The following is a 19,481-nucleotide window of genomic DNA, read 5'->3' as shown; positions in this document are numbered from 1 at the left end:
TCTTTGCTGCAAGTGGGCCCCGGTTCAGCAAGGTTGCGCACGCGCGGTGCCACATGTCCGAACTGTAAATTGCGCACCGAAAGCGGAAACATAACAACGTAAACGGCGTTGAATTGCGGTGCATTCAACATATCGCTTAAGGTAGTCGTCGGCGTCCCAAGGCAGCCGCTGTCGATAGCGGTGTAGAGTTGCCTGAAGAGCCAAGGAACTAATGATCAATCGACTTGTCTTCTTTCTTGTCGCCGCATTGGCGATGGCAGCATCTGCTGCCGCCGAGAAAGTCGACATCGAATTTGTCGGCGACAGGCCAAATGAGGAATTGCGGTCGACACTTCAGGACGCCCTCGCCGATGAGAGCACACCGCAAACAGCGCTGGAGGCGCGCCGGCAAGGCAGGCGCGCGGCCGATGCTGTCCGCAGCGCGCTGAACAGTGAAGGCTATTACGACCCGCAGATCGATCTTGCTGTGACCGGCACGGATGCACCCGAAGCGCGGCTTCGTATCGATACGGGCCCGCGCTTCGCGCTTGGCCGGGTGAAAGTCTCATTTGTCGGCACACGCCCGACCGAGGCCGATCAGGAGCTGATACGGGAGGGTCTTCCTGTTCGCGCTGGCCGCCCCGCTATTCCAGCAGATGTGATCGATGCGGAACGCTGGATCACGAACGAGCTGCGCAATGCCGGCTACCCCTATGCCGAAGTGGACGAACGCCGCGTCATTGGAGACCGCGATGCAGAAACGCTGAGCGTCACCTATGAGACAAGAAGCGGCCCCCGTGTCGTGTTCGGCGAGACCCGCTTCCCGAACGAGAAGATGAAGACCAAGGCAAGCTATCTCGACCGCCTAATCCCGTATGAAACCGGGGCTGTCTATGATCCTGCCGAACTCTCGCAGTTTAACACCCGTCTTGCCGAAACGCGCATGTTCAAGGTTGCCCGCGCCGACCTCGCAAACGAGCCGTCCGGGGAGACCGAAGACGGCCAGGAAATCCGCGATGTGGTCGTCACGCTTACCGAGCGGCCGCAGAACTCGATCGGGCTCGGCGGCAAGTACTCGACCAGCGAAGGCTTCGGTCTCAACGCGGAACTGACCCGCCGCAATCTGACCCGGCGCGGCGATGTATTAAGCGCAGACCTTACCGTGGCCGAGCTCGAGCAGTCTCTGGAAGTCATCTGGCGCCGCCCGAATGAGTTCGGCTATGGCCGCGGGCTCGTCCTGTCTGCGGGCGTCAGGAATGAGACGACAGACGCCTATGATCGGCAGTCCATATTTGCCGGTGTTGGCTTTGAAGTCGTCCGGAGCCCGGAGTTTACCTATTCCTATGGCGTTCAGGGCGAAATCGCGAAGGAAGAAGACGAATATGGCGAGCGCGATCTTCAGATCGTCTCCGTCTATGCCGACGCCCGCCTCGACAAGACTGACAGCCTGCTCGACCCGCGCTCAGGCTGGCGCGCCAATGCCCGGGTCGAACCAAGCTATGCATTCGGCGACGAGGTGAGCCCCTATGTGCGCTCGGTCGGACAGGTCAGCGCCTATGTGCCTTTCGATGAGGACAAGCGCTTTGTCCTGGCCGGACGTTTCAAGGCGGGCGCCGTCGTCGGGGCTGATGTCGAGAATCTGCCTGTCGATACGCGCTTCTATTCCGGTGGCGGCGGCAGCGTGCGCGGCTATGCCTATCAGGCGATTGGGCCACGCGCTGATGACGGCACGCCGCTTGGCGGAAGCTCGGTAATCGAAGCCTCGATTGAGGGCCGGTATGCGATCCGGCCGAACATCGGGGTGGTGGCCTTCGTCGACGCCGGCACGGTTTCGACCAGCCAGTTCTCCGATTTCAGCGATGCGCGCTATGGCGCAGGCGTCGGCGTACGCTACACCACGCCGGCAGGCCCAATCCGCCTTGATGTGGCGACACCGCTGAACCCCACAGACTTTGACGACCCGGTCCAGATCTACATCTCGATCGGTCAGGCGTTTTAATGAGCACCACTGACCCGACCCCGAGCCAGCCCGCCCAGAAGCGGAGCCTGACCCGCCGCCTACTGAAATGGACGGCGATCGTCCTCGGCGTGCTGCTGGCGCTGATTATTATCCTGATACTGGCAGCGAGATATGCGGCGCAGTCCGGCTTTGGCCGTGAATTCGTCGAGACGCGGATCGAAGCGGCTGAGCCGTCCGGGCAGGAAATCGAGGTCGAAGGCCTGTCAGGCGACCTTCTCGGCACATTCCGGATCGAGCGGCTTACCGTAGCCGATGAAGACGGTGTCTGGCTGATCGCGGAAAACCTGCTCGCCGACTGGAAGCCGTTTGACCTGCGCAGGCGCGCGCTGACGATCGAGGCGCTGGAAGCGGACCTTATTCACGTCCTGCGACGCCCTATCCTAGAGCCGTCCGAGCGCGAACCTTCGTCCGGTGGCTCCATGCCACTGCGCGCAGGTGAGCTTGGGCGCCTGCGGATTGAAGAGCTGCGAACCGACGAGGGCGTCATTCCGCGCGCTCTGTCGCTGAATATCGAAGCCCAAGGCCGTATTGGCCGCGATGGCGGTCGGACCGAAATGGCGGTCGTCCCGCTGGACGGCAATGGCGATGAGCTGCTCGCAGACCTCACCTGGTCGGACGACTTCCGGGTTCAGGGCAATCTGGCGCTCGAAGGCCCCGCAGGCGGCCTGTTCGCGAGCCTTGCCCGCCTCGACCCGGACCAGTCGATCTCTGCGACACTGGATACGCAAGGCGCGCTGAATGACTGGCAGGCCGATGCCGATGTCGAGATTGGCGGGTCGTCGCTCATCACGCTTGATGCAGAAGCACGCGATGAGATCATCAGCTTCCAGTCAGACATCCAGCCAGCGCTGCACCCGCTGACCCGGCAGATCTCAGACACGTTGGGTGATACACTCTCCATCGAGGGTGACCTGTCGCGCGGCGACGAAGGCCCGACGCTGGACGTCACGGCCATCGCCGAAGGCCTTGAGCTGAGCGCGATAGCGCAGCAGGCCGAAGATGGCGGCTACCGTGCTGACCTGCGGCTGACGGCGGATAATCCGACCCGCTATGCCAATGTCGAGAATGTAAACATCGGCGAAGCCATGCTGAACGGCGTGCTCGTCTATGCCGATGGCACGGCGCGCTTTGACGGTGATGTGCGGGCGTCGAACGTCGATGTGCCGTCCTTTGCCGCCGACACAGTGTCCGGCCCGATGACAGCCATCTATGGCGACAGCCGCGCGAGCGTGCGCACCACGCTGACCGCCGCAGGTGCGAACCTGCCGGGGATTAGCGGACAGATTGCCGGCCGCGCGCCGGTGCTCGTGCTGAACGGCGACTACAATATCGCAGACCGGACCATTGAGCTGCGAGAGACCGTCGTGCGCGGACGCGCGGGCCGTATCGCCGCCCAGGGCGATATCGCCCTGTCGCCATCGCTGAGCGCCAATGTCTCGGGCAGCTTCCAGCTTGATGGCGGCGCCGCCAACCTCGCCCGACCGGTAAACTTGCAAGGTAATTTCGAAGCCAGCCGCGCTGGCGCAGGCACGACCCGGTTCAATACGCAGATCAATGCGAGCGAGCTTGGCGCCCTGCCTGCCCCCTTGAGCGATTGGGCATCAGACGCAGCCCTGCTCAATGTGAACGGCGTGCTACAGCCAGATAATGCCGTGGACCTCAACCAGATTTCGCTGGAGAGCGGGACGCTGTCACTTAACGGTTCGGGCCGGCTCAGCAGCGAGCAGGCCATATCTGCGTCACTGCAGCTGCAGGCGGGCGAAGCGAATGTGGCAGGCTATGCGCTGGAGAGCGTGAGCGGGCGCGCGGACGTTTCCGGTACGCTCGACGCGATGGACTTTGTGGTGAACTTCAATGCGCCGCAGCTTGCGAGCGAGAGCCTGACCTTCACAGATATCGGCCTTGGCGCGGATGGCACCTATGGCGGCGGCGCGCTCAATGCCACCGTTTCGCTGGATGCCGGCACGACGAACGGCCCGCTTGATATCCAGACCGGTGTCGCCCTCGACGGGTCGGACTGGCAGGTTGAAGGGCTTGAGGCGAGCTGGGGTCCGCTTGCAGCGAACGCGACCGTCAGCGGCTCTGCCGGTGAGCTCGGCACGATCCGCGGCGAAGCGAACGTTCGCGGCGACCTGCCCGAAGGCCTGCCTGCCCGCCGCGTTGACGCCAGTGCCTTTATCGAGGGCGAAGCGCTAACCATAGATGCGACGCTGGAAGAGGTCGCCGCCGGGCCGACGCGTGCAGACGCGCTGGTCATCCGCGCGACGGGTACGCCAGACAATGCCGACTTCATCGTCGAAATGGATGGCAGCACCGAAGTCGACGGCCTCTCCTATCGCACGCTTTTGAATGTCGACGGCAATGTCAGCGGGCTGACCAGTGGGGCGATGGAGCTGACTGCAGGCCTCGATGCAAGCCTTGGCGACCTGACACTGGTGACGCAGGAACCGCTTCGCTACGCTTCGTTCGAAGACGGGATGGAAGTGTCGACAGAGCTTGCCGCACTTGGTGGTTCGCTGTCGGCCAGCCTTACGACACGCGGGGATACACAACTGCGCGCGTCAGCAGGCGGTCTAGAAGTGGCGCCACTCCTAGTCCTCCTGGGACGCCCGGCGCTTGATGGCGCACTGGACCTGTCGCTCGCCTTTGACGAGACGGCAGAAGGCGGACTGAGCGGCCCCATCGAAGCGGAGATGCGCGGTGTCGCGCGCCCGGGCTCAGATCTTCCACCGGTGGATTTGTTCGTCAGCGGCACGCTGCAGCCTGACCTCCTCGATCTGGCGCTACGTGCGCTCGATAATGAGACGCTGGAAGCGCGTGCGGCGATTGAAGTGCCAGTGAACACCTATGAAAGCGCGCCTTTCATTCAGCCGGTTGCGGGCGCGAGCATGCCGTTCTCGGCGAATGCCAGCGGTCAGATTGAGGCGATTGCTGCGCTGTTTATTCCGCCACAAATGGTGCTGCAGGGTGTGGTGAATGCCGATCTGTCTGGTGAGCTGCCATCCCTGAATGAGAGCTTCTCCGGCACGGTGCAATTCTCCGAAGGCGTCTTCGAGCATGGTGACCTCGGCATGGTCCTCAACCGGATTTCGGCCGATGCGCGCCTAGGCAGTGGCACAGTCACGCTGGACAGCTTTGCGGCGCGTGGCCGGTCTGGAGGTACGCTTGAGGGCAGCGGCTCGATGGCGGTGGATGGGTCTGGCCGCAGCGATGTCGAAATCCGCGCCAATCGCCTCGTCGTCACAGAGCGTCGTGAAGGCTCCGCCACGGTGAGCGGGACACTGTCGCTGAACCAGCAGCCGGACCTGTTTGAGATCACTGGTGACCTCACGGTCGACGAAGGCTCTATCAACCTCGCAAATCTGCCGCAGGGCGGCCCGCCGACGCTGGACGTCACTTTCCGCGAGCCTGATGAGGATGAAGAGGAAGAAGAAGCCGAGGAGGCCGCGACGCGGCTCGACATCAGCCTCAACGCGCCTGGCCGCATCGATATTAGTGGGCGCGGCGTCAATGCGGAGCTTGCCCTCGACGCCGACATTGAAGGCCCGATTGGCAGCCCAGTCATCACAGGCGAGGCGGAGATTGTGCGCGGCCGGTTTGACCTTATCGGCAAGCGGTTCGAGTTCGGGGAGAGCACGGTGCGCCTGTCGCCAGACCTTGGTGAAAGCCGTCTGGCTGTGCGCGCCGAACATGAGACGCGCGACGACATCACCGCCATCCTGAACGTGGTCGGCACGGTTTCACGGCCCGAGATCGAGCTGACCTCTGAGCCTGTCCTGCCGGAAGACGAAGTTCTTTCGCGCGTGCTGTTCGGGCGCTCACCAACGCAGCTGACGGCGCTGGAAACCGCGCGTCTGGCAGCGGCGCTCGCCCAGCTATCCGGCGGCGGCGGCTTTGATTTACTCGGCGGCATCGAAACCGCACTCGGCCTCGACACATTCGATGTCGGCAGCGGCGCGAGCGGCGGCGTGGAAGTCACCAGCGGCAAGTACCTTACCGACAATGTCTATCTTGAAGTGCGCTCAGGCGCGACCGGCGCGCCTGGTATCGCTATTGAGTGGGAGCCGATCGAGAATATCGAGGTCGAGGCCGCCACGAACACGGGCGAGGACCAGGGTCAGGAACTCTCGATCCAGTGGACGCGCGACTTCGATGACCCCGGCAGCGGTGACGACGACTAGAGCTCGCCCTTGAGACGGCGCATCACGCCGGAAAAGTCGATATCGCCGAAGCCGTCCTCGTCCAGCTTCGCGTAGATTTGCTGGGCGTGATTGCCGAGCGGCGTGTCAGCGCCGACATCATCGCCCGCACCCATGGCAAGGCGAAGGTCCTTCAGCATCATCGCCACGGCAAAGCCCGGCTTGTAGTCGCGGTTGGACGGCGCGGTCGGCACTGGCCCCGGCGCCGGGCAATAGCTGGTCATGGACCAGCACTGGCCAGACGCGGTCGACGAGATGTCGTAGAAGGTCTGCGCATCGAGACCGAGCTTTTCAGCAAGGTTGAACGCTTCGCAGGTGCCGATCATTGAGATGCCAAGCAGCATATTGTTGGCGATCTTCGCGACCTGCCCATTGCCCGGGTCGCCCGCATGGAAGACGTTCTTGCCCATGACATCGAGGATCGGCTTTGCCTTCTCGAACCCGTCCTTCGGGCCGCCCACCATGAAGGTCAACGTGCCTGCTTCGGCAGCTGCAACACCGCCTGATACCGGCGCATCCATATAGGAGAAGCCTGCTTCGGCGGCTTTCCCGGCTGCATCGCGCGCCTCTTCAACGGCGATGGTCGAACAGTCGAGGAAAAGCGTGCCCGGCTTTGCGTGGGCTGTGACCCCACCCTCACCGAAATAGACCTGATGGACGTGCTTGCCGGCAGGCAGCATGGACACCACGACGTCGACATCGCTCACCGCCTCGCCGACCGTGGCAGCAGCTTTAGCGCCTGCCGCGACAGCGGCCTTTACCGCGTCGGCATTGAGGTCAAAGGCGTGCACGTCATGTCCCGCCTTGGCGAGGTTCGCGCACATGCCGGAGCCCATATTGCCAAGGCCAATGAATGCAATCTTCGTCATGGTGAGGTCTCCTCCCTAGAGAAATGTAAGCTCGTCCGCCCCTAGTGGCGCAAAGAAGCTGTCGACCAGCTTCTCATCCACGGAGGCTAGATCGGCCGGGACCCATTTCGGGTCATTATCGCGGTCCACGAGGACGGCGCGCACGCCTTCGATGAAGTTCTCGGTACAGACCATGCGGGCCCCGATCCGGTACTCCATCTTCATGTTCTCGCGGAAATCGTTCAGTTTGCCGCCTTCGCGAAGCTGGCGATGCGCGACTTTCAGCGTAAGCGGTGATTTGGTCTTCAGCGTCTCGGCCTGTTTTCGGGCCCAATCGCTGCCCCCTTCGAGGCAGGCGATGATCTCTTCGACCGTGTCCTTGCCAAAGCAGTCATCGATCTCGGACTGATGTTCGGCGAAGCTGCCTTCTGCCGACTGATCCAGCCCATCGAGAGCGGAAAGTCCCTCATCTGCGAGCTTCACAGCAAGGCCCGTGGCATCTTCGATGAAGTGCGTCGCGACGCCTGCGGCGAGGACATCCTTGCCCTTGAGGCGCGCGCCCGTAAGGGCCAGCCACTGGCCAAGCTCACCGTTCAGACGCGGCAGGAACCAACCGCCGCCGACATCCGGAAAAAGGCCAATGCCGCTTTCAGGCATGGCAAAAGTCGTGTTCGCTGTGGCAACGCGCACATAGCCGTGCACGGAGATGCCGACGCCGCCGCCCATGGTGACGCCATCAATGATAGCCACGTAAGGCTTTGGATATTCCTCGATCAGTGTGTTGAGGCGGTATTCGGCCGCGAAGAAAGCCTGCGCCTCCTTGCCGTCGGACTTGCCGGAATCCTGCAGCATGCGGATGTCGCCGCCTGCGCAGAAGCCGCGCGTATCTTCAAGATGATCGACAATGACAAGCTCAACCGCATCATCATCCCGCCAGGCCAGAAGCGCCTCGATCATCAGGTCGCACATTTCCTGATTGAGGGAATGGAGCGCTTTAGGACGGTTCAGCGTGATCCGACCGGCGCGGCCTTCCTTGCGGGCGATAACGGGTAGATCGGTCATACCTGGCCTTTCATCATTTCACGCGCGACGATGACGCGCATGATTTCATTCGTACCTTCAAGGATCTGGTGGACGCGAAGGTCGCGCACGATGCGCTCGACTTCATAGTCGCCGAGATAGCCATAACCGCCATGCAGCTGGAGCGCGTCATTGGCGACCTTGGAGGAAGTGTCCGTCACGAAGCGCTTTGCCATGGCACAGAACTTGGTCGCGTCAGGCGTCTTCTTGTCGAGCTTGGATGCGGCCTCATAGAGAAGCGCGCGGGCAGCCGCGAGTTCGGTTTCCATATCGGCCAGCTTGAACTGCGTCGCCTGGAAATCGATGATGGCGCGGCCGAACTGCTGGCGCTCCTGCACATAGGCGAAGGCGCGGTCCAGCGCGTCCTGCGCGCCGCCAAGGGCACAGGCAGCGATGTTGAGGCGCCCGCCATCAAGGCCAGCCATGGCGAACTTGAAGCCATTTCCTTCGTCGCCAACGCGGTTCGTCGCTGGGATGCGGCAATCATCGAAATTGACCATGGCGGTCGGCTGGGCGCGCCAGCCCATCTTGTCTTCGTGCTTGCCAAAGGAAAGACCCGGCGCGTCCTTGTCGACGATAAAGGTCGACACGCCTTTCGCCCCGCCATCATCGGTGCGGGCCATGACGACGTAGACGTCAGAGAAACCCGCGCCGGAGATGAAGACCTTGGCGCCGTTGAGGACATACTCATCCCCGTCGAGCCTGGCCGTCGTCTTGAGGCTCGCCGCATCAGAGCCTGCGCCCGGCTCTGTCAGGCAGTAGGATGCGATGAGTTCGGTGGCCGTCAGGCGGGGGACATATTTCGCGCGAAGCTGGTCATGCGCGAAGCTGTCGATCATCCATGTCGCCATATTGTGGATCGACAGGAAGGCCGCGTGACTGATGTCACCGCGTGAGAGCTGCTCGAAGATCAGGGCCGCATCAAGCCGCGTGAGGCCAGAGCCGCCATGCTCCTCAGTCGTGTAAATGCCACCAAAGCCAAGCTCACCCAGCGCTTCCAGTTTGGAGCGATCGAGAAAGCCTTCCTTGTCCCACTTGGCCGCGTTCGGCCGCAGCTCATTCACGGCGAAATTCTTCGCCATGTCGGAAATCATCGTCTGTTCTTCAGTGAGGATCATCTTGCGTCCCTATAGTATCGAGTATCGCTGCTTAAGTGCCGATGCGTGCGCGTGTAGTTCCGCATCTATCTCAGGCCATGTCTTCAACCAATCCGAATAGCTCGCGGCGGCGAAGTCCACCTCGTCGCCCGCGACCCTACTGGCGAAATCGCTAACTTCATCGCGGTGCCGTTTGAGGTCGGACGGTGGGATTGCTTTGCCTGACCGTTCAGTCGGCTCCAAAAAAATGTAGAAGAGAGCTGGCTTTAATTGATGCCGTGCGGCCTCGGTGACCAAGCCGAAGGCGTGTTTTACGAGCTGAGCCGCATCGAGGTGGCGATAGGTAAGTGAACCTTCGCGAAGGGCATCTCTGACCGTTTCGTACCTTCCCATGTTGTCGCCCCAGACTGGCCGATCGTAGGCATCGGACAAGGACGCAATTTTGCGATCGCGGAAAGGCTCGAATCTCTTGGACTCAATCCCTACAAGGACATCCGAGGTGAATGCTGCCGCGTCCAGCCAAGGATGTCTCCCCCCGCTCCACGGAAAGCGTGCCTGATATTCAATCTCCACTCTGTTCCAAGAAGACAACGGGAAAATTGATGGCAGGGTGGGGAGCCGCTCCGGTCTATCGAGAAACCAACCAAAACAATCCACAGCCAGAGCAGACGAACTCTCCGGACTATTGAACTTGCCAGTCGCTAGTTCCTTTCCGTCAGCCGCTTCCAAACGTGCGCGGACGCGTTGCGTGGGAACACCAGGTAACAGATTGAGGTCGGTCATCCCGAAAACTTATTGCATAGTCGGGATGATGAAAGCCTGATCGCCGACATCGCCTTCCGGCCAACGCTGGGTGACGGTCTTGATCTTGGTCCAAAACTTCACGCCTTCCGGGCCGTGCTGGTTCGTGTCGCCAAAGGCAGACCGCTTCCAGCCGCCGAAAGTGTGGTAGCTCACCGGCACCGGGATCGGCACATTGATACCGACCATGCCGACATTGACCTGTGAGGCAAATTCACGGGCGGCGCGGCCGTCAGAGGTAAAGATCGCAACGCCATTGCCGTACTGGTGGTTGGACGGCAGGGCGGCAGCTTCTTCGAGCGTTTCGGCGCGCACGACCTGAAGGACGGGACCGAAGATTTCTTCCTTATAGCTGCGCATGTTCGGCTTCACATGGTCGAACAGGGACGGGCCAACAAAGAAGCCGTTCTCATGGCCCTGCAGCGTGTGGCCGCGGCCATCGAGGCGAAGGTCTGCGCCTTCCTCCACACCCATGCGGATATAATCCTCGACCTTCGCCTTGTGGGCAGCAGAGACGACCGGGCCGTAATGGGCGTCAGCGTCGGTGGAGATACCGACTTTCAGGTTCTGGGCCGCTTCCAGCATACGCTCAACGAACTCGTCGCCGGTCTTCTTGCCAACGGTGACAGCAACAGGCAGCGCCATGCAGCGCTCGCCAGCTGAGCCATAAGCCGCGCCGACAATGTCCTTGACCGCCTGCTCCATATTACAGTCCGGCATGATGATGCCGTGGTTTTTTGCGCCGCCCATCGCCTGAACGCGTTTCCCGTGCGCCGTGCCGGTGGCGTAGACATATTGGGCAATATCGGACGAACCGACAAAGCTGACAGCCTTAACGTCCGGGTGCTTCAGGATCGCATCGACGGACGTCTTGTCGCCGTGCACCACGTTGAGCACGCCTTCCGGGGCACCAGCTTCGAGGAAAAGCTCTGCCAGGCGGACCGGAACGGACGGGTCCTTCTCGGATGGTTTCAGCACGAAGGTGTTGCCGCAAGCGACAGCGACCGCGAACATCCAGCACGGGATCATGGCCGGGAAGTTGAACGGCGTGATACCCGCGCAAACGCCGAGCGGCTGGCGCATCGAGTAAACATCGATGCCGGGGCCTGCGCCTTCAGTGTACTCGCCCTTCTGAAGGTGCGGGATGCCGCAGGCAAATTCGACCACGTCGATGCCGCGCTGTACGTCGCCCTTGGAGTCGGCAACGACCTTGCCGTGCTCAGAGGAGAGGAGCTCTGCGAGCTCGTCGATATTCTGCTCGAGCAGATCCTTGAACTTGAACAGGATGCGCGCGCGGCGTTGCGGGTTGGTCGCCATCCAGCCCGGCAGTGCAGCCTTGGCCGACTCGACAGCCATATCGACTTCAGCATCAAGCGCGAGGCCGACCTGAGCCTGAACTTCACCGGTGTTCGGATTGTAGATGTCACCGAAACGGCCAGAGGCGGTTTCGACGGATTTACCCGAAATGAAATGATGAACGCTGCGCATACGGCTTTCTCCCATATCTATCTGGCGGCAGTTTATCTTTGGCGCACACGCAGTTAAACACGCACATATGCAGGTTTAACCTGCATGATTGCAGCCAAGGACAAGCCCCCGTGAACTGGGACGACCTCAAACTCCTCCTTGAAATCAGCCGTCACGCGAAACTGTCTGACGCGGCGGCGCGTACAGGTCTGGACGCGACCACAGTCGGGCGGCGGCTTAGGCGGCTGGAGGCCGATCTCGGCCTGTCCCTGTTTGAACGGACACGGCGCGGCCACATCCTGACATCGGCGGGCGAAGCGATTGTCGCCAAGGCCGAGGCGATTGAGCAGTCTGCACTCGAAATCTCTGCGCAGGCCGACATAGGCGGGACGGAGGCCAGCGGCCGGGTGCGGCTGGGCGTCACTGAAGGGCTAGGAAATGCGCTGATCGCCCCTGCCCTTGCGGGCTTTCGCGACCGCTATCCATCAATCGCACTGGATCTTATCGCCATGTCCGGCTTTGCGAGCGTGCCGAAGCGCGAGGCCGATATGGCCGTCATGCTCGCGCGGCCGACATCGGGCCGGCTGAAAGTCCGCAAGCTCTCAGACTATGCGCTGCACCTGTTCGCGAGCCGGGATTACCTCTCGCGCTGGGGCGCGCCGCATTCGCCCGCAGATCTCTCGCGCCACACGCTGATCGGTTATGTAGACGATCTCATCTACTCCCCGCAGCTTCGCTATCATGCCGAAATTGCGCCGGACCTGACGCTGCAATTCTGCAGCCCGTCGATCATTGCGCAATTGCAGATGGCGCGGGCGGGGCTTGGCATCGCCGTCCTGCCGAACTTCATGGCGGCGCGCGATGAGGCGCTTCAGCCTGTCTTGAAGGATGAGGTTCGCGTCGAGCGGAGTTTCTGGCTGACGACGCATGAGGATCTGGCCCCCCTCGCCAGGATCCGCGCTTTGAGCGACTTTCTCGCCGAGCTCTTCGATACGCACCGGGACATTGTGCTGCCAGAAGGCGGCTGACGCCACTACAGCATCGCCGTGTCGGCAGGCTGGCCGAGATAGAGGCGGCCAGTGGTTTCCCACGTCGACGCACCAACCATGATGTGCTGGGTCGCGACGTGAATATCGCGGAAACGGCGCTGGATGGGCGACTGGCTATAGACCGCTGTGCCCCCGGCCAACTCGTAGACCCGGTCCACGGCACGCTTGGCTGACTGAACGGCGCTTGTTGTGGCGAGGCGAAGGTCGCGGCGAAGCTCCAGCGGTACCGGTCCGTCCTGTGCCGCCTGCCAGGCAGCCTCTATCGCTTCAAAGAAGAAGGCACGGCCCTGCCGGATATCTGCTTCGCTCATCGCCACATCGCGATGTGTGAGCGCCTTCTCAGACAGTGTCTTGCTGCTGCCTGACGGCTTTTTCGCGCCCGCAAGTTCATAGAAATCATCCATCGCGCCCCGCGCCGCGCCGAGTGCGACCGCAGCAATACCGATGGCGAGCAGGCCGAATGCCGGGAAGCGGAAAGCGGCTTCATCCTGTCGCGTGCGGCCAAATCCGCTGGTCACCCGGTCAGCCGGGACGAACACGTCTTTCACTTCGAAATCGGTAGAGCCCGTGCCTTTCAAGCCCGTGACATGCCAGGTGTCCACGAAACTGATCTGGTCGGCCGCAAAGACCGGGGCGATCTGGATGGGCCCGCCCTTGGGCGACATGATGAGCTGGCCGGCCGCATCGGCGAGGAAGCAGCCACCGCTGACCCAGTCGGCATTCTGGCTGCCAGACCCCCAGGCCCAGCGTCCTGTGACGCGGTAGCCCTTCTGGCCATCCTGTGCTGCCTCTACGGCGCGGCCCATTGGGGCGAAAACGCCAGCCGTCTTGACGCCAGACCGGCAAAGCAGCTCGCGCACAGTCGCATTGTCAGCGAAGGCCATGCCAAAGGCGGCAGTCGAGGCGATGAAGGCGCACCAGGCAGGCGCGGCGTCGCCGCGCGCTAGTGTTTCGATCAGTTCGGCGTATTCAATGGGCGTCGTGCCGGAGCCGCCATCGCTTTCAGGATGGCAAAGGCCATAGAGGCCATCGCGCGCGAGACCATCGGCGATATCCTGCGGCAGCTTTCGGCCCGCTTCGGCTTCATCTGCGCGCGCGGCAAGGATGGGACGCCAGGCTTCGGCCCGCTCAAAAAGGTCTGCCTTCATATCAAGCGAGTTGATCGTATCTGCCGGCATGGCGCGCCTCCCATTCTTCCTGCAGTATCAGAGCCTGCTTTGCCGGAAGGGTAGCACAGGAGCGGCGGCGTTGTCGCCGATCGCTCAAGTCTCGGCCGTCGCTTCTTCGCTCTGATGATGCGTTCTAAGATAGAGCGCACCGATGATGGCGGCCGAGAAGCCCGCAGCTGCGCCAGCGCCCAATCCCCAACGGGGGCCAAGCACATCCGCAATCCAGCCAATGATCGGCGCACCTAGAGGCGCACCGCCCAAGGCGACAGCGATACGCAGCGCCATGACACGGCCACGCATTTCCGGCGCGGTGGTAAGCTGCATCATGCTGTTCGTGGTGGTCATGAAGGTGAGGGCCGCCATCCCGGTGACCACAAGCGCAGCCGCAAACGTCCAGTAGCCGGGCGCAAGCGCGGCGCCGAGACAGCCAACGCCGAAGAAGGTTGCCCCCGTCACCATCAGGCCCATACTGTGAGTGCGGCGCCGTGCGGCGAGGAAGGCACCGGCAACCGTACCCACAGCAATGAAGGAGGATAGGACGCCAAAGCCCTGCGCATCAGTCTGGAAGACTTTCGCCGCCATCGTCGCAACAAAAATCGAGAACTTGAAGCCGAACGTCCCGATCAGGAAGAGCATGATAAGCGTGATGCGAAGATCCGGCCTCCGCCACACATAGATGAATCCCGCGGTGAAATTACCACGCTGACGCTCTGCCCGTTTCGCCTTGTGCAGCTCTCGCACCCTCAGAAAGAAGAGCGACAGAAGGACCGCGAAATAGGAAGCGCCATTGATAAGGAAGGCCCAGCCTGTACCGAAGGCAGCGATAAGGAAACCCGCGACGGCCGGGCCTGCAAGACGTGCGCTATTGAAGGAAGCAGAATTCAGCGCAACCGCATTTGGCAGGTCCGTATCGCCGACAAGGTCGCTTACAAATGTCTGCCTGACGGGCGCATCGATTGCGGCCGCGCAGCCGAACAGAAACGAAAAAACGTAGACATGCCAGAGCTCTACCAGCCCGGTCACCGTCAACAGGCCCAGCAGTAGGGCAAGAACGCCCATGGAGACTTGTGTGAAGACCAGCAGCTTTCGCCGGTCAAAGTAGTCTGCGGCAAAGCCGCTCCATGGCAACAGGAGAAGCTGCGGGGCGAACTGGCAGGCGACAACGAAGCCGAGCGCGGTCGCGTTGTGATCTGTCAGCTGGGTCAGGACGAGCCAGTCCTGCGCCGTACGCTGGATCCAGGTGCCGAAGTTCGAAACGACTGAACCACTCGCCCAGACGCGGTAATTAAAGCTCCGAAAAGAGCGGAGCGCACCGTCTGCCGAGATCCGTGTCATGAAGAGTGCGCCGCCATAGCCTGTGACTTAGACCAAACGACAGAGTCGGAAAACGGCTGGAAGCTGCCACGCCGGGACCAAAGCCCGAGCACAAACAAAAAAAGCCCCCGATCCTAAGATCAGGGGCTTATTTGGGTGCGGGAGTAGGATTTGAACCTACGACCTTCAGGTTATGAGATAGAGTCCGGCCATATCTCTTGTCGTCCCGCGTTGACGCTATGACGCCAAAAATAACAAAAATACAAAGCATTGCATTGACGCGCCCGACTCTATGCGTCACCAAGCCAACACGCGAAAGCGCTGCATCCTGCTTCCAATATGCTTCCAAATGGAATTGGCGCCATGGGAAAGATCACGAAACGTTCTGTCGACGCACTCGCTGCGAAGGACCGCGACTACTTTCTTTGGGACACGCAAATCCCAGGCTTCGGGGTCCGGGTTTCACCAAAGGGACGCAAGACGTACACGGTTCAGTATCGCCTCGGCGGCCGGACCAAGCGGGTCAGCCTTGGCGTCCACGGCGCAATCACGCCGGACGAAGCACGCGACCTTGCAAGACGCACTTTAGGCGATGTTTCGCGCGGCGCCGATCCATCCGGTCAAAAGCGTATCGAACGCCGTGCCCCGACCGTTTCCGCCCTGTGTGATCGCTTTCTGGATGAGTATGTGCCAGTGCGCTGTAAGCCGTCGACTGAGAAGGAATATAGGCGCTGCTGCGACCTTTTTATCCGGCCAAAAATCGGAGCAATGCGCGTTCAAGATATTGCCCGGCCAGATATCGCGACACTCCATCACGAGCTCCGAGACAAGCCCTATCAAGCTAATCGCGTCCTAGGCGTCCTATCCAAGATATTCAATCTAGCCGAAGTTTGGGGTCTTAGACCGGACGGATCGAACCCAACCCGCCACGTGCAGAAATACAAAGAGCAAAAGCGTGAGCGCTATCTTGATCCCGACGAGATTGACCGGCTTTGGCGTGTTCTCGACAGCAGCGTCGCGGCTGGGACTGAAACCGTTCACGTGGCCGGCGCCTTCAAACTCTTGCTTTTGACCGGCTGCCGCCTGTCAGAAATTCAGAAAGCAAAATGGTCCTGGGTCCGCGGCAACATTCTGCTTCTACCGGATGCAAAGACGGGCCCGCGACGCGTGATGCTCTCAAAGTCGGCTTTAGAGGTTCTGAGTGCCCTGCCCCGCTTGCCAGACAATCCTCATATCATTGCAGGCAAAGTTGAGGGACAGTTCGCAACTGATCTTCAAAAGCCATGGCGGCGCATCCGAAAGACTGCAAAGTTAGAAGACGTTCGCATCCACGATTTGCGGCACACTTATGCGTCCCTGGCGGCTGCGGCCGGACACTCTCTTCCTGTGATCGGAAAACTCCTGGGCCATACACAGGCCCAAACAACGGCCCGTTACGCGCACTTGGCAGATACAGTAACCCGCAACGCCGCCGATGATGTCGACGGGCTCATTTCCGGCTTTACAGGTCATGCGCCGGCTAGCCCCAATAATGTCATACCGATCAGCAGGGATGGATAGCCCATGCCTTCGAAAAAGCGAGCCAAGGGATACTCCGCTAATCTGTTAGATATGAGCGTGGCTCAAACGCTTTCGGACGAAGATGCTAAACGGCTTACCGACAGTTACGCTCTGCCAAGCTCCGAGACCCTCAAAGACGAATTCGCGCATTGGTCCCGTTCATATCGAAACGACCGCGCCATGTATGATGAGGCGCCATCCACTGCGACGGTGAGAGACACTGCACGAGAGCTTGCGAAACGCGCGGCCGCTCTTGCCGATGAGCTCAATGGATTGGATGGCAGAACGGCTTTTGCCGTGGCTTCGGTAAAGTTTGACGACACCACGCCAGCATACCTCTATGAGGATTTCGCGAAACTGAAAGCTCATCGCGCCGCAGTGGAGATAGCAGCTATCGACCAGCGTCACTTGGATTTAGAAGTTATCGCCGCAGGCGTCCGCGTCTTGCAGGACCAAGCCCAACGAACTGCAAGCCGTCTTGAGGCAATCATGGAGCAAACCGGACAACGCGAAGCCAAGCCGTTCAACTCAGCCTGGGCACTCATCGGGTTGATCGGCAATATCAAACGGTTTTGGGAACACAACGGACGGACGTATTCGCGATACTTCGATGATTTTGACGACGAGACCGGCGGACCAGCCGCGACCCCTAAAAACGACGCTACGAAGTTCACCGTCGAGCTTGCGTGTCTTATCGACCCAATCCTTTCCGCACATAAGATCGATCGTGCGATGAAAGAACACAGCCAACATTTCGACTCGTAGCCTCAAACCACTGGGCAATAAAACTCCCGGATCGGGATTTTTTCTGCCCTGTGACGGCTGAGCCAATAGGCGCGATTGTGACCTCAAGAGAGGCGCAAAGGGTGCGTCTCCATTGTCCTAGGAGACTCGCCATGAGTTCGAAATTGCCAACCGATCCCAATCAGCTTCTGGGCGAGTCCCAGGCCGCCAATTACCTCGCAGTATCGCCGCGAACGCTTCGGAATTGGCGCACGCGCGGCGGTGGACCCAAATTCGTGAAAGTGTCCGCACGGTGCATCCGCTATCGGCTTAAAGACCTTGTTGATTGGGCAGACAAGCGGACCCGTCGATCCACGTCGGACATGGGCTTTTTCCGGTAATCCCAGTTTTTGCCCGCGACGGAGTTAACCGCGCCTCGCGGGATTTTTGGAGAGCATAGCTCCTGAAAATGGGCTGAGCTTCAAGCTCAGCCCGCCAGGCGCGGCTTGCCTGCTCTCTAAAAACCAATGCGGTTTCTGCGCGAAGCGCCCCTCCAACCATCGCCACTTCAAGAAAGGAAATTCGATGAGCGAAATAGGAAAACTACGACCCGCGAATTCGGCCGACCCGCTTTCAAAGCTGACCGGGCATATTCACACTCTCAAACTCAATACGAAAATCACGATCGAACGGGATTACAATTCGACCAATCCCGATGCTCCATCGCATCGCGTCTACGTTGGTTCAGACGACACTTCGCCCGTCGAAGTCGGCGCCGCTTGGGCCCGAGAAATCAAACGCGGTCCGCGACAGGGGCAGACGTTTTTATCCGTCACGATCGATGACCCTTCATTCGACTCCGCCCTCAGTTTCGCGGTCTTTGAAGACGACGAGAACTCGTGGGTCGCCACATGGCGCCGTCGCCAAGCGGCATGAATTGTAATCCTAGGGGGGCGTCTCTGTACCACGCCCCCCTACATCTACATCGACCAATCAATGACCGATTTCATGTTTCTTCGAAGCGGCTTCGATACGCTCGAACTTGCGTATCAAGGTAAGGTGCCACCAACTTTCCTGGACGAGCTCGCGGACGCCAAAAAGCGTGCTGCTGAGACTCGCCAAGCAGAGCCGATTACCTTCAACGGCCTCACTATGATTGTCGAAGGGAGCGGCGGCCAAGGCGGGTATGCGTACCGCGTGAATACAGGCCCGTTTGGCGCCATCTGGAAATTTCGCGATCGGTCGTCCCATAATCAGTGGGATATTCACGTCAAAATTCGCGCATACGCCTTGGCGACGAAAGGCCTTCAAGCGGCGAAATCAGAATGCGATGAATTCCTGAAAAGAGTTGGCGCGATCTTTGACCCAATGAATGCGCGGGTCGGCCGGGCTGATTTTGCTTTTGATTTTCTGGCTCCCAATTTGGAGCTTAATTCGAATGAATTTGTAAGCCACGCGAGAACGACAAAAGCAGACCAAATTGACCGTGAAATCCACGGCGATCGAATTTCCTATCTGCGTATTGGAAAATTACCCGGAAAGCAGGTGTGCATTTACGATAAATCCAAAGCGATATCCGACAAGCACGATATTATTTGGGAAGAAATATTCAAAGCAACGTTTTCCGAATTGGGAATTTCGACAATCGATCGGAAGTCGCCAAAAGGAATTTGGCGGATCGAATTGCGTGCTGGGAAAAATCAAATTGAAAAGCTCATCAAGCCGCGGCGCTGGGATCAGTTCTTATCGAAGAATACAGAGCTCTTTAGAGATATCGCTACAACGATCAGCTGGCGACGCGCCGTATCCGATTCAAATCGATCTCGATGGCCATTGCGGAAGATATGGTTGCGGCTGTTCGAAGAGCTGGACCGCGCCCCAAAAGTGGCGAACTCAGATTTGAGCGAACAAGTTTTGTCGCGGCTTAGAATGGATTGCTTAGCTGGCCTGCAAGCTCAATTCAGAGGTGTCATGGCGACGATCGCGGCGCTAAACAACGTCGAAGCGAATAATCTTTCAATATTCCTCAACGAGCTTTCTTTAGCAGCCGCGCAAGAAATCAGTGACAACGATGACTGGGATTTAGAAAGCTCGCGGCGCCGGCTTCGTACTGGCCTTTATGGAAACTGACATTCCAATATTTAAGCAATGAAATCAGGAAGCTCTAACACTGAA

The 19,481-nt window shown here is 60.1% G+C and carries 15 protein-coding genes; 8 read left to right on the top strand and 7 right to left on the bottom strand.

Features of this window, described 5'->3' with window-relative positions:
• Window positions 1–211: 211 nt before the first annotated feature.
• Together KUV46_10265 and KUV46_10260 are read left to right on the top strand one after the other, a co-directional pair.
• Window positions 212–1,978 carry an autotransporter assembly complex protein TamA gene (locus tag KUV46_10265; GenBank protein QYI99730.1) on the top strand — a complete coding sequence of 589 codons (1,767 nt, stop codon included), beginning with the start codon at window positions 212–214 and terminating at the stop codon, window positions 1,976–1,978.
• Window positions 1,978–6,180, top strand: coding sequence for a translocation/assembly module TamB domain-containing protein (locus KUV46_10260; protein QYI99729.1), 4,203 nt, complete (start codon window positions 1,978–1,980; stop codon window positions 6,178–6,180). Before KUV46_10265 ends, KUV46_10260 begins: the two co-directional genes overlap by 1 nt.
• Here the strand turns inward: KUV46_10260 and mmsB are convergent.
• From mmsB to KUV46_10235, 5 genes are read right to left on the bottom strand one after another with little or no spacing between them, the layout of a single operon-like run.
• Window positions 6,177–7,067 (bottom strand): 3-hydroxyisobutyrate dehydrogenase, encoded by an 891-nt coding sequence (gene mmsB, locus KUV46_10255; GenBank protein QYI99728.1) that lies wholly within the window; start codon window positions 7,065–7,067, stop codon window positions 6,177–6,179. The genes KUV46_10260 and mmsB overlap by 4 nt on opposite strands.
• A 15-nt stretch (window positions 7,068–7,082) precedes the next feature.
• A complete protein-coding gene (locus KUV46_10250; protein QYI99727.1) occupies window positions 7,083–8,108 on the bottom strand; it encodes an enoyl-CoA hydratase/isomerase family protein in 1,026 nt (341 codons plus the stop codon).
• The gene (locus KUV46_10245) at window positions 8,105–9,220 is read right to left on the bottom strand and encodes an acyl-CoA dehydrogenase family protein (GenBank protein ID QYJ02389.1); all 1,116 of its coding nucleotides are present in this window, start codon (window positions 9,218–9,220) and stop codon (window positions 8,105–8,107) included. Before KUV46_10245 ends, KUV46_10250 begins: the two co-directional genes overlap by 4 nt.
• Before the next feature lie 33 nt (window positions 9,221–9,253).
• Window positions 9,254–10,006 carry a hypothetical protein gene (locus KUV46_10240; GenBank protein QYI99726.1) on the bottom strand — a complete coding sequence of 251 codons (753 nt, stop codon included), beginning with the start codon at window positions 10,004–10,006 and terminating at the stop codon, window positions 9,254–9,256.
• 9 nt (window positions 10,007–10,015) lie between these two features.
• The gene (locus KUV46_10235) at window positions 10,016–11,512 is read right to left on the bottom strand and encodes a CoA-acylating methylmalonate-semialdehyde dehydrogenase (protein ID QYI99725.1); all 1,497 of its coding nucleotides are present in this window, start codon (window positions 11,510–11,512) and stop codon (window positions 10,016–10,018) included.
• Between the two features lie 110 nt (window positions 11,513–11,622).
• Between KUV46_10235 and KUV46_10230 the strand changes: the two genes are divergently transcribed.
• Complete coding sequence (locus KUV46_10230; protein QYI99724.1) at window positions 11,623–12,519, top strand: LysR family transcriptional regulator; 897 nt, start codon at window positions 11,623–11,625, stop codon at window positions 12,517–12,519.
• Between the two features lie 5 nt (window positions 12,520–12,524).
• Here the strand turns inward: KUV46_10230 and KUV46_10225 are convergent, their stop codons facing one another.
• Both KUV46_10225 and KUV46_10220 read right to left on the bottom strand, forming a co-directional pair.
• On the bottom strand, window positions 12,525–13,718 hold the full coding sequence (locus KUV46_10225; GenBank protein QYI99723.1) for an acyl-CoA dehydrogenase family protein: 1,194 nt from the start codon (window positions 13,716–13,718) through the stop codon (window positions 12,525–12,527).
• An 84-nt stretch (window positions 13,719–13,802) separates the two neighbouring features.
• Complete coding sequence (locus tag KUV46_10220; GenBank protein ID QYI99722.1) at window positions 13,803–15,044, bottom strand: MFS transporter; 1,242 nt, start codon at window positions 15,042–15,044, stop codon at window positions 13,803–13,805.
• 342 nt (window positions 15,045–15,386) lie between these two features.
• Between KUV46_10220 and KUV46_10215 the strand changes: the two genes are divergently transcribed.
• The 5 genes from KUV46_10215 to KUV46_10195 all read left to right on the top strand — a co-directional run bounded on the left by KUV46_10215 (window position 15,387) and on the right by KUV46_10195 (window position 19,436).
• A complete protein-coding gene (locus KUV46_10215; protein QYI99721.1) occupies window positions 15,387–16,583 on the top strand; it encodes a tyrosine-type recombinase/integrase in 1,197 nt (398 codons plus the stop codon).
• A 3-nt stretch (window positions 16,584–16,586) separates the two neighbouring features.
• Entirely contained in the window at window positions 16,587–17,348 is a 762-nt protein-coding gene (locus tag KUV46_10210) for a hypothetical protein (protein ID QYI99720.1), read from the top strand.
• 131 nt (window positions 17,349–17,479) lie between these two features.
• Complete coding sequence (locus KUV46_10205; protein QYI99719.1) at window positions 17,480–17,707, top strand: helix-turn-helix domain-containing protein; 228 nt, start codon at window positions 17,480–17,482, stop codon at window positions 17,705–17,707.
• A gap of 184 nt (window positions 17,708–17,891) precedes the next feature.
• Entirely contained in the window at window positions 17,892–18,242 is a 351-nt protein-coding gene (locus KUV46_10200) for a DUF736 domain-containing protein (GenBank protein ID QYI99718.1), read from the top strand.
• A gap of 60 nt (window positions 18,243–18,302) precedes the next feature.
• Window positions 18,303–19,436: a hypothetical protein gene (locus KUV46_10195; GenBank protein QYI99717.1), complete on the top strand. Its 1,134-nt coding sequence runs from the start codon at window positions 18,303–18,305 to the stop codon at window positions 19,434–19,436.
• Window positions 19,437–19,481 lie beyond the last annotated feature (45 nt).

Origin of the sequence: Thalassovita mediterranea (assembly GCA_019448215.1) — a bacterium.
Classification (GTDB): domain Bacteria; phylum Pseudomonadota; class Alphaproteobacteria; order Caulobacterales; family Hyphomonadaceae; genus Henriciella.
The sequence above is the reverse complement of the archived record's forward strand: the minus strand, read 5'-3'. Positions and strand labels throughout refer to the sequence as shown.

Excerpts from the sequence above, each read along its gene's own strand:
- KUV46_10265 (QYI99730.1), top strand. The coding sequence starts at position 212 with ATGATCAATCGACTTGTCTTCTTTCTTGTCGCCGCATTGGCGATGGCA.
- KUV46_10260 (QYI99729.1), top strand. The coding sequence starts at position 1,978 with ATGAGCACCACTGACCCGACCCCGAGCCAGCCCGCCCAGAAGCGGAGC.
- mmsB (QYI99728.1), bottom strand. The coding sequence starts at position 7,067 with ATGACGAAGATTGCATTCATTGGCCTTGGCAATATGGGCTCCGGCATG.
- KUV46_10250 (QYI99727.1), bottom strand. The coding sequence starts at position 8,108 with ATGACCGATCTACCCGTTATCGCCCGCAAGGAAGGCCGCGCCGGTCGG.
- KUV46_10245 (QYJ02389.1), bottom strand. The coding sequence starts at position 9,220 with ATGATTTCCGACATGGCGAAGAATTTCGCCGTGAATGAGCTGCGGCCG.
- KUV46_10240 (QYI99726.1), bottom strand. The coding sequence starts at position 10,006 with ATGACCGACCTCAATCTGTTACCTGGTGTTCCCACGCAACGCGTCCGC.
- KUV46_10235 (QYI99725.1), bottom strand. The coding sequence starts at position 11,512 with ATGCGCAGCGTTCATCATTTCATTTCGGGTAAATCCGTCGAAACCGCC.
- KUV46_10225 (QYI99723.1), bottom strand. The coding sequence starts at position 13,718 with ATGCCGGCAGATACGATCAACTCGCTTGATATGAAGGCAGACCTTTTT.
- KUV46_10220 (QYI99722.1), bottom strand. The coding sequence starts at position 15,044 with ATGACACGGATCTCGGCAGACGGTGCGCTCCGCTCTTTTCGGAGCTTT.
- KUV46_10215 (QYI99721.1), top strand. The coding sequence starts at position 15,387 with ATGGGAAAGATCACGAAACGTTCTGTCGACGCACTCGCTGCGAAGGAC.
- KUV46_10210 (QYI99720.1), top strand. The coding sequence starts at position 16,587 with ATGCCTTCGAAAAAGCGAGCCAAGGGATACTCCGCTAATCTGTTAGAT.
- KUV46_10205 (QYI99719.1), top strand. The coding sequence starts at position 17,480 with ATGAGTTCGAAATTGCCAACCGATCCCAATCAGCTTCTGGGCGAGTCC.
- KUV46_10200 (QYI99718.1), top strand. The coding sequence starts at position 17,892 with ATGAGCGAAATAGGAAAACTACGACCCGCGAATTCGGCCGACCCGCTT.
- KUV46_10195 (QYI99717.1), top strand. The coding sequence starts at position 18,303 with ATGACCGATTTCATGTTTCTTCGAAGCGGCTTCGATACGCTCGAACTT.